General features: G+C 71.4%; 12 protein-coding genes. 6 read left to right on the top strand and 6 right to left on the bottom strand.

Features of this window, described 5'->3' with window-relative positions:
• Nucleotides 1-93 precede the first annotated feature (93 nt).
• Both FR742_RS34115 and FR742_RS34110 read right to left on the bottom strand, forming a co-directional pair.
• The gene (locus FR742_RS34115) at nucleotides 94-837 is read right to left on the bottom strand and encodes a hypothetical protein (RefSeq protein WP_148035420.1); all 744 of its coding nucleotides are present in this window, start codon (nucleotides 835-837) and stop codon (nucleotides 94-96) included.
• Nucleotides 824-1,336 (bottom strand): SigE family RNA polymerase sigma factor, encoded by a 513-nt coding sequence (locus FR742_RS34110; RefSeq protein ID WP_261808943.1) that lies wholly within the window; start codon nucleotides 1,334-1,336, stop codon nucleotides 824-826. The genes FR742_RS34115 and FR742_RS34110 overlap by 14 nt, the downstream gene beginning before the upstream one ends.
• Before the next feature lie 115 nt (nucleotides 1,337-1,451).
• Here FR742_RS34110 and FR742_RS34105 point away from each other — a divergent pair, with 115 nt between their 5' ends.
• A complete protein-coding gene (locus FR742_RS34105; protein ID WP_187281665.1) occupies nucleotides 1,452-2,339 on the top strand; it encodes a hypothetical protein in 888 nt (295 codons plus the stop codon).
• Nucleotides 2,340-2,348: 9 nt separating this feature from the next.
• Here FR742_RS34105 and FR742_RS34100 read toward each other — a convergent pair whose 3' ends face one another.
• Both FR742_RS34100 and FR742_RS34095 read right to left on the bottom strand, forming a co-directional pair.
• Nucleotides 2,349-3,473: an acyl-CoA dehydrogenase family protein gene (locus FR742_RS34100; protein WP_148035418.1), complete on the bottom strand. Its 1,125-nt coding sequence runs from the start codon at nucleotides 3,471-3,473 to the stop codon at nucleotides 2,349-2,351.
• Nucleotides 3,474-3,475: 2 nt separating this feature from the next.
• On the bottom strand, nucleotides 3,476-4,498 hold the full coding sequence (locus FR742_RS34095; RefSeq protein ID WP_148035417.1) for an acyl-CoA dehydrogenase family protein: 1,023 nt from the start codon (nucleotides 4,496-4,498) through the stop codon (nucleotides 3,476-3,478).
• Nucleotides 4,499-4,591: 93 nt separating this feature from the next.
• Between FR742_RS34095 and FR742_RS34090 the strand changes: the two genes are divergently transcribed.
• Both FR742_RS34090 and FR742_RS34085 read left to right on the top strand, forming a co-directional pair.
• A complete protein-coding gene (locus tag FR742_RS34090; protein ID WP_148035416.1) occupies nucleotides 4,592-5,347 on the top strand; it encodes an enoyl-CoA hydratase-related protein in 756 nt (251 codons plus the stop codon).
• 157 nt (nucleotides 5,348-5,504) lie between these two features.
• Entirely contained in the window at nucleotides 5,505-8,402 is a 2,898-nt protein-coding gene (locus FR742_RS34085) for a hypothetical protein (RefSeq protein ID WP_148035415.1), read from the top strand.
• 7 nt (nucleotides 8,403-8,409) lie between these two features.
• Here the strand turns inward: FR742_RS34085 and FR742_RS34080 are convergent, their stop codons facing one another.
• Both FR742_RS34080 and FR742_RS34075 read right to left on the bottom strand, forming a co-directional pair.
• On the bottom strand, nucleotides 8,410-9,942 hold the full coding sequence (locus tag FR742_RS34080; protein WP_148035414.1) for an AMP-binding protein: 1,533 nt from the start codon (nucleotides 9,940-9,942) through the stop codon (nucleotides 8,410-8,412).
• A 53-nt stretch (nucleotides 9,943-9,995) separates the two neighbouring features.
• On the bottom strand, nucleotides 9,996-10,403 hold the full coding sequence (locus FR742_RS34075) for a nuclear transport factor 2 family protein (RefSeq protein ID WP_148035413.1): 408 nt from the start codon (nucleotides 10,401-10,403) through the stop codon (nucleotides 9,996-9,998).
• A gap of 49 nt (nucleotides 10,404-10,452) precedes the next feature.
• Here FR742_RS34075 and FR742_RS34070 point away from each other — a divergent pair, with 49 nt between their 5' ends.
• From FR742_RS34070 to FR742_RS34060, 3 genes are all read left to right on the top strand, one after another.
• On the top strand, nucleotides 10,453-11,172 hold the full coding sequence (locus FR742_RS34070) for an enoyl-CoA hydratase/isomerase family protein (protein ID WP_187281497.1): 720 nt from the start codon (nucleotides 10,453-10,455) through the stop codon (nucleotides 11,170-11,172).
• A 178-nt stretch (nucleotides 11,173-11,350) separates the two neighbouring features.
• Nucleotides 11,351-12,130, top strand: a complete 780-nt coding sequence (locus FR742_RS34065) for an ABC transporter ATP-binding protein (protein WP_148035411.1) — start codon at nucleotides 11,351-11,353, stop codon at nucleotides 12,128-12,130.
• On the top strand, nucleotides 12,127-12,981 hold the full coding sequence (locus FR742_RS34060) for an ABC transporter permease (protein ID WP_148035410.1): 855 nt from the start codon (nucleotides 12,127-12,129) through the stop codon (nucleotides 12,979-12,981). The genes FR742_RS34065 and FR742_RS34060 overlap by 4 nt, the downstream gene beginning before the upstream one ends.
• Nucleotide 12,982 lies beyond the last annotated feature (1 nt).

Raw genomic sequence — 12,982 nt, 5'->3', positions numbered from 1 at the left:
CTGTCCAGTCAATGTCCTCCCGCCGTCCTCGAACGGGATCCATGGCTCGGCGATGCTGTGCGAACGCGATCAGGACCGCCGGTCCCCTGGGCGTCACATGGTGGAGGTGAGTCCTTGCGCGATCTTCCTCAACTCGGTGTTGACGGCCTCGGCGCCGGAGAACTCCTCGGCGTACACGGGGCTGAAGTTGATCTCGGCCCACTGCCGGTCGCCCATCTTGAGGAAGAGGGTCGGGGTGCCCGCCATGCCGTCCTCGCCGACGTGCTGCACGACCAGATAGCCGCTCCGGTCGCCGATCATCACGCCCTCGCCGTCCTTCTCGTCGCGATAGCGCTGGATCCGTTCGGTGACCTCCCGGACGGCCTCCTCCTCGTACACGAGGAGTTGAACCTGATAGAAACCCTCGGCATCGCCCTTGTAGTTGTACGAGGTGGAGTACACGTCGCCGTAGTCGATCGACCGTGTGGACCAGCGCAGCCCTTCGGGCAGGTAACCGAGCTTGACGTGCCCGAACTCCAAACCGTCGCCCAGGTCCCCGAGGGTCTTCGGCTCGGTCCGCGCGGCTGGGGTGTCGTCGATGGCGGGCTCTTCCAGCGTCGCGGAGGTCGTGGCCTGCGTGCCGGGCGTGGCCCGCTGGGCGGCGGTGGCCAGGTAGACGGCGGGAGCGGCGACGACGGCCACGGACGCGAGCACGGACGCGGTCACCACCGCGGTCTTGACCCTGGCCCGCCGTGCCCGGCGCAGGCGCATCACCCGGTCGAGCAGGTCGGGAGCGGCCTGCAACCGCGCGGTCTCGCCTTCCATGAGCCGGCGGATCTCGTCCTCAAGCCTGGGCATTGTCGCACGCTCCTTCCATGATGTCCCGGCCGAGCGCCGTACGGAGCTTGGCCAGGGCCTTCGACGCCTGACTCTTGACCGTGCCGACGGCGCATCCGAGCACCTCGGCGGTCTGAGTCTCGGTGAGGTCCTCCCAGTAACGCAGGACGATCACCGCGCGCTGCCGGGGAGGCAGGGCACGCAGCGCGTTCATGAGCACGTGGACGAGGTCGGAGTCCTCCTCGCGGGCCGACGTCTCCGGCGGGCTGTGCATGGGGATGATGTTGAGGATCGCCCGGCGGCGGGCGCGGCTGATGGCCGCGTTGATGATGACGCGGCGCACGTAGGGCTCGGGACTGTCGTGGCGGACCCGGTGCCAGTTCCTGTAGGTACGCTCCAGCGCCGTCTGCAACAGGTCCTCGGCCTCCGTCTGGTCGCCGCAGGCGAGATAGGCGACCCGTAAGAGGCTGGTGGCGCGAGCGGCCACGAAGGAGCCGAAGTCATGCTCTGCTCCGTTCACGTCTGTCCGTTCGATTTCACGCCTTCTAATACGCCCCGGTCCCGGGAACCGTTGCCCGCCGGGCTCGTACGATCTCGCGGGCAACCGTTCGGGCGGCTCAGGCGTATGGATGGTCATGACCGCGTTTCCCCGCAGCAGATCGATGACCTTCACCGCCGCCCTGGCCTTGACCGCCACCGTCCTGAGCGCGCCCGCGGCCGTCGCGGCCGCTCCTCCCGAGGGCGCCTACTGGCACACCAGGTCGGTGACGACCTCCACCCACCCCTGGCGGTTCGGCACCAAGTCGCACCCCTATGCGCTCCTTGAGACAAGCGTCTCAGAGGAGTGGGCGACTCCCGCCGGCAAGGCCTGGAACGGATACCGGGAACTGGCGACGCGGCCGGAAAGCCCAGCAGACAAGAAGGCGTGGCGGCGTGACGGCTCCCCCACACAATGGGGCAAGACGATCGACGGCAAAATCGTGAAGCTGTCCGGCAAGCACTCCAAGGGCCATGTGGGTCTCCTCCTGCCGGATCGCGGCCAGTTCTGGGTCGCGGGGCAGTGGCTGACGTACGAGGAGGTCCAGCGCCTGCCCGCCGACCCGGAACGGTTGACGGACTGGCTCACGAGGGCGGCCCGCGTCGGCGGGCTCACTGAGTCCGTCGCGAACTGGCTCACCTCGGTCCTGCCGCAGCTCCTGCACCAGTTTCCCGCTCCGAGGGAGGTCCGCGCCGCGGCCTGGGAGGCTCTGCTGAAGTCTCCGAACGTCCGCATGGAAGGCACCGCGAAGGACAGCCTGGGCAGGTCCGGCACCGTCGTCGTGATCAACACAACGTATGGGACGGGCGAGAAGAGGAACGTGGTCGAGCGGAGGCTGATCGTCGACACCGGCAGGATGGTGCTGTTGTCGGACAGCCAGAAGTCCACACTCGGCGGCAAGCCGCTCCTTGAAGGGTCGTACGACAAGACGCTGATCGAGGTGGGCTGGACCGACTCCCCGCCCACCGTGCCCGCCTTGCCTTGAGCGCCGGGTTCAGCCCCGGGGGAGCCCCAGGACGCGCTGGGCGACGATCTGGCGCTGGATCTGCTGGGTGCCGCCGTAGATCGACTGGGCGCGGGACCACAGGTAGTCGCCGTACGGGGCGGGGTCGCCGAGGACGAACGACGTGCCCGCGAGGTCGCCGACCACGTGGTGCAGGTTCTGTTCGATCCGGGTGGTCAGCAGTTTGTCCACCGATCCCGCCGACCCGCCGGGGTCGCGGTCGGCCAGGGAGCGGGCCACGTGCCACTGCAGCACCCGCAGGTCCACCGACGCGGCGGCGAGGCGGCGGCGCAGCGGCTCGTCGGCGGGGAGGCGGCCCGAGCGGACGTCGTCGCGGGCGGCGGCCAGCACCCGGCCGAGCCGTCCGACCCAGCCCATGTCGGCCGGGCCTCGCTCGTACGAGAGCATGTGCATGGCGATCCGCCAGCCCTGGCCGCGCTCGCCGACCAGGTTGGCCGCGGGCACCTCGACGCCGTCGAAGAACACCTCGGCGAACTCGCGGCTGCCGCTGGCCAGGACGATCTCGCGCCGGTCGACGCCGGGCGACTCCATGTCCACGACCAGCATGGACAGGCCGCGGTGGCGGGGCTCGTCGCGTTCGGTACGGGCGAGCAGCAGGCACCAGCGTGACCACATGGCGCCGCTGGTCCAGATCTTCTGGCCGTCGACCACGAACCGGTCGCCGTCGGGGGCGGCGGTGGTGGTCAGCGAGGCCAGGTCGGATCCGGCGCCCGGCTCGCTGAAGCCCTGGCACCAGACCTCGGTGCAGCCGAGCAGGCCGGGCAGGACCCGGGTCTTGAGGTCCTCGCCGGCGAAGTCGGCGACGGCGTGCGCGATGTGGCCGATCGGCGGAGGCGGGGGCGCGCCGGCCGTGGCCAGCTCGTCGTTGAGCACCGCCTCGTACAGGTCGGGCAGCCCGTGCCCGCCGTAGGCGGCGGGGAGCGACAGGCCCACGTAGCCGGCGACGGCCAGGGCGCGATGCCAGCGCAGGGTCCGCTCGACGGATTCGGCCGACTCGTAGCCGGTGGCGTCGCGGTGCTCGTCGAGGTGGTCGCGGAGCCAGGCGCGCAGGCCGGCGCGGAACTCGGCCACCTCGGGGTCGTCGGAGTAGTCCACGGTCAGCTCCCGGAGAACTCGGTGGCGGCGATGACGGCTTCGTGGTGGTGCTCGTCGCCGAACGCGGCGCGGGCGGCGTGGGCGCGGCGCAGCCAGATGTGCGCGGGGGCCTCCCAGGTCATGCCGATGCCGCCGAAGACCTGGATCACGTTCTCGCACACCTCCACGGCCGAGCGGGAGGCGTACGCCTTGGCCACCCGGGCGGCGCGCAGCGCCTCCTCACCGGGGAGCGCGTCGACGGCCCAGGCCGCGTACCAGCAGGCGCTCCGCGACGCCTCGGTGAGCACGTGGCTGTCGGCGAGGAGCTGCTGCACGGCCTGGAACGCGCCGACGGGGCTGCCGAACTGCACGCGGGTCCTCGCGTGGTCGAGCGCCGCGTCGAGCGCGGCCTGCATGGTGCCGAGCAGGTCGGCCACCAGCAGGCTGAGCGCGAACGCGGAGGTCCGCGCGGCCGTCTCGCCGTCCGGCGCCGTCAGCTCGGGCAAGGTCCGCACGGGCTCACCCAGCGGCCGTACGGCGCGCGTCTGATCAGCGAACGGTACGGGCTCCCCGAGCGCATACGCGGTCCCCGTTGCCGGAACCACCGCGAACTCGGCCCCGGCGGCGTCCCACGCCAGCGACCCCGTGGCGTCGGCGAAGCCGGTCAGGTCAGGGGTGAGGGCGGGGGCGAGGCGGCGGGTGCCTTCGGCGATCTCCTCCAGGAGCCCGGACGCCGCGCCCCAGGACTGGATCTGCTCGGCCGCGATCACCGTGCCCAGGACGGGTGCGGCGACCGCGTGGTGGCCGAGCTGTTCGGCCAGGATCATCATGTCGACGGCGCCGGCCTCCGCCCCGCCGTTCTCCTCGCGCAGCCGCATGGCGAGCCAGCCGGCCTCGGCGACGCGCGACCAGGACGCCTCGTCGGGCGCGGACGGGCCGACGTCGTGGGGTCCGCGCCCGCGGTGCCAGCGGGACGCCAGGTGGGCGGCCAGCTTGCCGCAGGACTCGCGGAAGGCCCGCTGCTCGGCGGTGAGCTCGATCTCCATGCCACTCCGAGAACTATCTTTTTTATCATTAAGAGAATAGGGCCATTATAGAACCCACGCCGCCCGCGCGGCAACGAACCAGAGGAGGAAGCGATGGCGGACGACAGGACGGCCGTGCTCGTCGAGGTGGAGGACCACGTCGCGTGGATCACCCTGGACGACGTCCGGCGGCGCAACAGCCTGAACCCGGTGCTGGTGGGGCAGCTCGCCGAGGCGTGCGCCGGGCTCGGCAGGGACGTGCGGGCCGTGGTGCTGCGGGCCAACGGACCGGTCTTCTCCTCGGGCGGCGACATGGACGCGCTCGGCGCGCCCGCGGACGACCCGACGGCCGTCTACCAGGGCTTCGACGCCCTGGCCGCGCTGCCGGTCCCGGTGCTGGCCGCGGTGCACGCGCCGATGATCGGGGCCGGGGTGAGCTTCGCGCTGGCGTGCGACGTGGTGGTGGCCGCCAGGAGCGCCACGTTCGACCCGCGCTTCCTCGACCTCGCCATCCACCCAGGCGGCGGCCACCTGTGGCGGATGGAGCAGCGCGTCGGCCGGCAGGGCACGGCGGCGATGGTGCTCTTCGGCGACCGGCTGACCGCCGAGGAGGCGGAGCGGCGCGGCCTGATCTGGCGCTGCGTGGAGGACGGCGAGCTGATGGACACGGCACGCCGCATGGCGGCCCGGGTGGCGGGCCGCTCCCCGGACGCGGTGCGCCGCGCCAAGGCCACCATGCGGCTCAGCCGTTCCCTGACGGACCCCCGGATGGCCGCGGGCGTCGAGCAGATCGCCCAGGACTGGTCGATGCGCCAGCCCGCGTTCACCGACGCGGTCGCCGCCCTCCGCGAACGCGTCCGCCGCCGCTGAGAGCGGGCCCCGGACGAGGGTGGACAGCCATTGTCCCGTTCCAAAAACCGTGGCCGATCGCATTGACGCGGGTCGGCCCGGCATCGAGCATCGGGTGGGGGCCCACCGTCATCTGTCCGTCCCAGCGCATGGGACAAGGGGAGGAAGCATGTCGGTAATGTCGAACGATCCTGTGCTGCCCGCGGGTTGGCAGGAGTTCGTCGCCAAGCCCGACCCGACCACGGCCAAGGCGGTGGCGAGGGCGCTGACGCAGCTGGGCTCGCCCGCCGCGCTCGAATCCGTGAAGCTCATCGCCGAGACGCTGGCCGAGCGCTCGGCGGCCGAACGCAGCGAGAAGTCCCGGCTCATCGCGGCCCAGCTGAGGGGCGAGGTCGCCCACGCCTTCATGAAGGCGACCGCGGCGACCCGCCTGGCCCACCCCACGGTGCGGACGCCCGTGGAGAAGCCGGCGCCGCAGCACCAGGACGTGGCGCACTACCTCGACGTCCTGCCACCGAAGCAGCCCGGCGAGCGCCCCGAGACGACCCCGGGCGGCCACGACCCGCTGACGCTGGAGGCGCTCGACCTCGCCACGGCCGACCTGGCCGCGCTCGCTGACCGTGTCGCCGACGAGCGCGACGCCTCGTCCATGGGCCATCTCCGGAAGGCGGCGGAGCTCGTCGACTCCATCAACGCCAAGCCGACGACGTACTCACAGGAGCGCCGCGCCGAGCTCGCGGCGGCGGTGAAGGGCACGACGCAGGAGCACATCGTCGAGCAGATCGGCTTCCGGGCGGCGAAGACCCAGCGCGACAAGGAGCGGGGCCTGTCGGCCGAGAACGAGCTCGCGGCCAGTTACTGGCGCACCAACTACGTCGACACCCTCAAGGAGTTCCTGGCCAAGCTCGGCACCGTGCTGACGGCCCCGGAGGACATCCTCGTCAACAGCCCGCGCGTGCTGGAGAAGCTGGCGATGATGGTGGACCCGAAGGTGGTGGCCGGGCTCAGGATCAAACCGGTCGAAGGGCGGACGGGCATCAGCGTGCTGAGCGGCACCGCCGCCTTCAAGGACCAGAACATCGCCTGGAAGTCGATCCTTCAGGAGCTCGGCGCGACGCCGTCGGCCTACCAGCTCTACGAGCTCATGGACACGGGGAAGCCGGAGCCCCCGGCCGACTCCACCGTCAACACCTGGGCCGACCTCGTGGCGCTCATCACCGGCAGCCCGTTCGCCCGCCTGCAGGAGATCGCGCGGCAGAAGACCGAGCTGGCGCCGGTGTGCGCCATGGTCGAGCACCTCGTGCTGGGCCTCACCGACGAGGCCGGCCCGAAGCGCACCGACGCGCTGACCGCCAACGCGCTGCGCTCGCTGGGCCGGCTCCTCGACATCGTCGTGGCGAACCAGCACAACCCGACAGTGGCGCTGCGCGCGGTCGACCTCATGATGGACGAGATCGGCATCGTGGTCGCCGTGGCCGCGAACTACACGGGGGACGACTACCGGCGGGCCGTGCGGCGGGTCATGCTGGAACGCGCGCCGAGCATCGCGCCGCTGGTCGAGGGCGAGCAGGTCCACATGTACAGCTACCTCACGACCAGCGGCATGGAAGCGCTCGGGACGGCGCTGTGGATCGCGCTGTCCTGGCGGGGGCACGAGCAGGTCTCGCGCTCCACCGAGCCGATCGACTACTTCGAGACCGGCGAGCTGCTCAGAAGGCTCAGAGAGGGCGACACGTTGACGCCGCACCAGGACGTCCTGGTCGCGACGCTGAACCCGAGCGCGCCCTACTCCAAGCCGTCGCCGGAAGAGCTCGTGGTCTCGGTGCGCGAGGCCCTGGCGGCGCAGAAGAAGGGTGCGGCGCCGTGCGTGCTGATCATCGACACCACCATCCAGCTCGCGCCCGGGTCGACCGGCGGCAGGGGCCGGCTCGACGTCATCCTCGGCAGCCTGAAGGAGGACATCGCCGCCGGCAGGCTGGAGGTCTTCCTGTGCAAGAGCTACCAGAAGTACGCCTCGTTCGGCACCGGCAAGGTGGCCGCCGGCGATCTCACCCTGCTGTCCCAGAAGGGCAACCTCGAATCCGTGTTCGCGCGGGCCGAGGTGCTGCTGCAGGACATCCAGCTCGACCTCGCCCGGCACGACGAGGGACAGCTCGTGATCCACATGCTCCGGCACGGGCACCGTGACGAGCTGGCGCTGATCGACAGCGCCGCCCGGAACGCGAAGTTCGTGGACGAGTTCTGCTGGCCGATCGACCCGAAGAGCAAGCGCCAGGGCACCACCTACGTGGACGGGATCCCCCTGCTCCTGCGCGCGACGTCCACCGGCAAGATCGACACCCTCTTCGGCAAGCTCGTCCTGATCGACTGGCGCGACAGCTTCTCGTTCCTGCGGACGTCGTACGTCGGCAGGATCCCGGGGCCGTGGGGGGCGTCGCCGGCGGAGCAGAAGGAGGAGTGGTACGTCCGGATCAACCCCGGCCACGAGTCCAAGGAGACGATGGTCGAGTGCTTCTACGCCTTCGGCCACCTGGCGACCAGCACGCCTCCCGGCGCGGGGCAGCCGGGCCAGAAGCAGGTCGATCTCGGCCAGCTGCCGCTGGAGGCGGTGCTGGAGCACCTGAAAGCTCTGGACGAGGTCAAGGGTGACGCCGGCGTCGAACGGTACCGCAACAACATCGCGGCCTCGTACTGCGTGTTCGCCGTCCAGAACGTGGGTTTCGGCAAGGACGCCCTGGTGCCGCTGCTCGCCGGGTTCTTCGCGAAGCGGACGGGCGGCGTCACGATCGAGACCCAGCGCTATCTCGCCGGTGAGCTGTTCTCGCTGCTCAAGGAGAAGACCGTCGACGTGGTCCACGACACGGGCCCGGCCAAGCTGCCTCCGCCGCCGGCGTCGGGCAAGAAGAAGGTCCTCAGCGTGGACCTCACCACGGTCGCGGGGCTGTGCCGCGCGGCGGCGGTCCTTCCCGCCTGGCGGTTCACGGCGCTGGCCAAGGAGTTCGAGCTGGGCCAGATCGGCGTTTCCGCCGAGGAGAAGCGGCTGAGCGCCCTGGTCGCCAAGGCCGTCAAGGGCTAGGCGGCGGTCAGTCCGGCCGGCGGAGCAGGTCCACGGCGAGCTCCTGGAGGCGCGGTTTGGCGATCTTGCCGACCGCGCCGCGCGGGAGCTCGTCGAGGATCCAGACGCGCCGGGGCACCTTGAAGTTCGCCAGCCGCTCGCGGCACCAGGCGAGGAGTTCGCTCTCGTCCAGCTCTCCGGAGACGACCACGAAGGCCGCCGTCACCTCGCCTAGGCGGTCGTCGGGCACGCCGACGACCGCCGCGTCCGTCACCGACGGATGGTCGGCGAGAACGTGCTCGACCTCCGCCGGGTAGACGTTGAACCCGCCCACGATGACCATGTCCCTGGTCCGCCCGGCGATGCGCACGTAGCCGTCCTCGCCGATCCAGCCCAGATCGCCCGTACGGAGCCAGCCGTCGCGCATCACCTCGGCCGTGGCGGCGGGGTCGTCGAGATAGCCGGCCATGACGTTGGAGCCGGTCACCTCGATCTCGCCCACCACGGGGCTGCCCGTCGCGTCCGGCGCCCAGACGCGCGCCCGGACGCCGTCGATGGGCCGGCCGATCGTGTCGCACACCAGGTCGAGCGGGTCGCCGGGGCGCGTCATGGTGCACACCCCGGTCGCCTCGGTCAGCCCGTAGCCGATGACCACGTCGCCGACCCCCAGCTCCTGCTTGAGGTCCCGTACGAGAGCGGGCGGCACGATCGCGGACCCGATGACCGCCACGCGGATGGCCGGCTCGCCGGGGATGTCGCCGTTCCGGCGGGCCGCGACCACGTACCGCTGCGCGGCGGGCGGCGCGTTGAGCACCGCGACCGGCAGCGTGCGGACGACCTCGGCGATCGACTCCGCCGACACCACGGGGATCAGCACCGCGGTCGCCCGCACCTGGAACGGCGAGATGAGACCGGTCTTGAACCCGCCGATGTGCGCGAGCGGATAGGTCACCGGGTAGACGTCGCCCCGGCCGAGCCCGACGACCTCGGCCCAGGTGCGGGCGGTGGTGAGGAACGGCTCCTGCCGGAGCACCGCGCCCTTGGGCCGCCCGGTGGTGCCCGACGTGAACTGGATCGCGATGATCTCGCCCGGCTCGACCCGTGCCGCCGCACCCGCGCCGGCGCGGAACTCGTCCCATCCCACCGCGCCCTCGGGCACGTCGGGGCCGAGGGCGATCACGTGGGCGCCGCCCGCGATAGGGAGCGCCTCGGCCGCCAGCCGCCGCCCCGCGAGCAGGCCGGGCGCGACCAGGAAGGGGGCGGAGACCCGGGGCAGGATCGCGGCCACCTCGGCGCTCGTGTAGCGCGGGTTGAGCGGGACGAGCACGCCCCCGGCCACGATGGCCGAGAGCATGGCGACGGTGCAGTCGATCGTGTTCGCGGCCCAGCAGGCCATCCGGTCGCCGGGGCGCAGGCCGTGCGCGATCCAGGCGGCGGCGCCCTCGCGCACGCGCGCGTGCAGCTCGGCGTACGTCACCGACTCTCCCTCGCACATCAGCGCGGGGACGTCCGCGGCGTCTCCGGCCGCGGCTGCCAGCAGCGTCTCGATCGTCGTCGTCATGGTGAGTGGCCCTCCCGAGTAGAGGACATCATTGCCGAATCACGCACGAAAGGTCATCCCGCCCGGCTCGTCCGGCTGCTGATGCGCCAGCCCTCCGGCGTACGGACGAGCTCGTCGGTGTAGACCCCGAAGACCCGCACCGCGGGGGTGCCGGTGGTGTCGCCGAAGAACAGGAAGTACGAGACCGCGGTGGCTGTGTCGCCCGTCACGGTCACGTGCAACGGGACCACCAGGTGGCGGGTGTTCGTGCCGGGCCCGCTGACGCCTTCGGTGCGGCGCTGCCGGGTGGCGGCGACGATCTCGTCCGCCCCGTGCTGGGTGCTGCCGCCGAAGCTCCAGGTGGCGTCGGAGGTGTAGAGCGCGCGGTAGTCGTCCGGCTCGCCCTCGTCGGCGAGGTGGGCGGCGAGCCCGATGAGGGAGCGGATGAGGACCTCGTCCTCAGCGTGGCTGGTGTCGACCATTGCCGCAATCTATCATTTTAATGATGTAAATCATAAGAGGAGAGTGCTCATGATCACGGTGTCCGAGCCCCGGCCGCGCGTCCGTCTCGTCACACTCGACCGTCCCGCCCGCCGCAACGCGCTGGACCTGGCGGGCTTCCGCGACCTGGCCGCCGCCTGGCGGGAGGTGGCGGCCTCCGGCGCGGGGGCCGTCGTGGTGACGGGCGGGAGCGACTTCTCCTCCGGCGCCGACCTCGCGACGTTCTCCGCCGACGTCGCCGCGGCGATCCGCGGTGGCGAGCCCGCCGCGGCGGTGTGGGCCGACGTGCATCACGCGCTCCTGCGTGACGTGGTGCTGGAGCTTCCGGTCGTGGCCGCGATCGAGGGCATCTGCTTCGGCGCCGGGATGGAGCTGGCGGGCGCGACCGACATCCGGATCGCCGGGGAGTCGGCGCTGTTCTCGCTGCCGGAGGTGCGGCACGGGTTCATCGCGAGCGGCGGGTCGGTGGCCCGGCTGCCCCGGCAGATCGGCTACCCGGCGGCGATGCAGGTGATGCTCACGGGTGAGCGCTTCGGCGCGGAGCGGATGCGCGCGTGGGGGTTCGTCGGCGAGGTGGTGCCGGACGGCGCCGCGCTCGGTCGCGCCCTCGACCTGGCCGAGCTGATCGCCGGCCACCCGGCCGCCGCCGTGCGCGGGATCAAGCGCGCCGTGGGCGAGGGCGTGCGCGGCACGCTCGCGGACGCGTACGCCGTCGAGTCGCGGGTGTCGGACGAGGTGCTGGGCGCGTGACGAGCCGCGGACCGGGTGTCGGGGCGAGGTGCTGGGCGGGTGAGCGGCCGTGGGTCCAGAAGGTTACGGGTTGGCCTTAACCGGGGCAACGGCCTTGTCGCTGACCCATGCTTTGCGTATCTTATCAATGATTGAGTATTAGATCAGTGCTGATGGCAGCGCTCAGAAAGGCGTTCGCATGCCGCCCACACAGCCCGTGAAGATCGCCGTGCGCAAGCTCGGCAAGGTCTTCTCCAGCGGCGCCGGCTCCGTCCGCGCGCTGGACGAGATCGTGCTGGACGTCCACGACGGCGAGTTCCTGTGCCTGCTCGGCCCCTCGGGCTGCGGCAAGACCACCCTGCTCAGGGTCATGGCCGGGCTGGAGCGGCCGTCCAGCGGCACGATCGACATGCGGCACGACGACCCGTCCCGATCCCTGTCGGCCGTGGTCTTCCAGGACTACTCCGTCTTCCCGTGGAAGACGATCAGGGAGAACGTCATCTTCCCGCTGCTCCAGACCGGAGTCCGGAGGGCGCGGGCCAAGGAGATCGCCGATCACTGGCTCGCCCAGCTCGACCTGTCCGGCTTCGAGAACGCGTACCCGGACACCGTCTCCGGCGGCATGAAGCAGCGGGTCGCGATCGCCAGGGCGCTCGCCGTGGAACCCGAGACGCTGCTCATGGACGAGCCGCTGGCCGCGCTCGACGCCCAGCTCCGCCTGCTGCTCCAGGAGAAGCTGCTGGACCTGTGGCAGGCCAACCAGAACACGGTCGTCTTCGTCACCCACTCGATCGACGAGGCGCTGCTGCTCGGCGACCGGATCGCGGTGATGAGCGCGCGGCCCGGCCGGATCGCCACCGTGATCGACGTGCCCTTCGACCGGCCGCGGCACCCTGACGAGATCCGCGCCTCGCCCGACTTCGCCGCCCTGCGCGACGAGATCTGGCACCGACTGCGAAGGGAACTCCAGCCCGCATGAGCCCCGTCACCCGCGACCAGGAGGCCGTCGAGAGCACCGGCACCTGGCGGACGATCGCCCCAGGACCGGCCGAGCTCGACCCGCGCGGCTACGCCCGCCGCCGCACGCTCATGGAGCGCGGCCTGGCGATCCTCGTGCCGGTCGCGCTCATCAGCCTGTGGCAGCTCCTTGCCGGGGCCGGGGTGCTGGAGAGCAACTACTTCCCCCCGCCCAGCGACATCGCGGCCTCCTGGGCCGACCTCCTGGCCAGCGGCGTCTACCAGGAGTCGGTGCTGGCCAGCCTGAGCCGCATCGTCTCCGGCTACCTGCTCGGCACGTCCTGCGCGGTCGCGCTCGGCATGGTGATCGGCTCCGTACGGCTGCTCAGGGTGGCGCTCGAACCCACGATCTCGGCGCTCTACACGGTGCCGAAGCTGGCGATCCTGCCGCTGCTGCTGCTCATCTTCGGCCTCGGCGAGACCAGCAAGATCCTCCTGGTCGCGCTGACCTGCTTCTTCGTCGTGCTCATCAACACGATCGACGCGGTCAGCAGCGTCTCCCCCCGCTACCACGACGTGGGGCGCTCGTGCGGCGCCTCGCGCTGGTCCACGCTCGTGCACATCACGCTGCCGGCGGCGCTGCCGCAGACCCTCACCGGAATGCGCATCGCCTCCGGCCTCGCCGTCATCGTCATCGTCGGCGCCGAGTTCGTCGCCGCCGACGCCGGCCTGGGATTCCTCGTGTGGAACTCGTGGAACCTCGGCGTCCCCGAGCACATGTACGTGGGCATCGTCTCGATCTCGCTGATCGGCGTGATCGTCGGCCTGGTGCTCCGGGGCGTCGAATGGCTGCTCACCCCCTGGAACCGGTGAC

It is taken from the genome of Nonomuraea sp. C10, assembly GCF_008017515.1.
In the GTDB taxonomy this organism is placed as follows: domain Bacteria; phylum Actinomycetota; class Actinomycetes; order Streptosporangiales; family Streptosporangiaceae; genus Nonomuraea; species Nonomuraea ferruginea.
The sequence above is the reverse complement of the archived record's forward strand: the minus strand, read 5'-3'. Positions and strand labels throughout refer to the sequence as shown.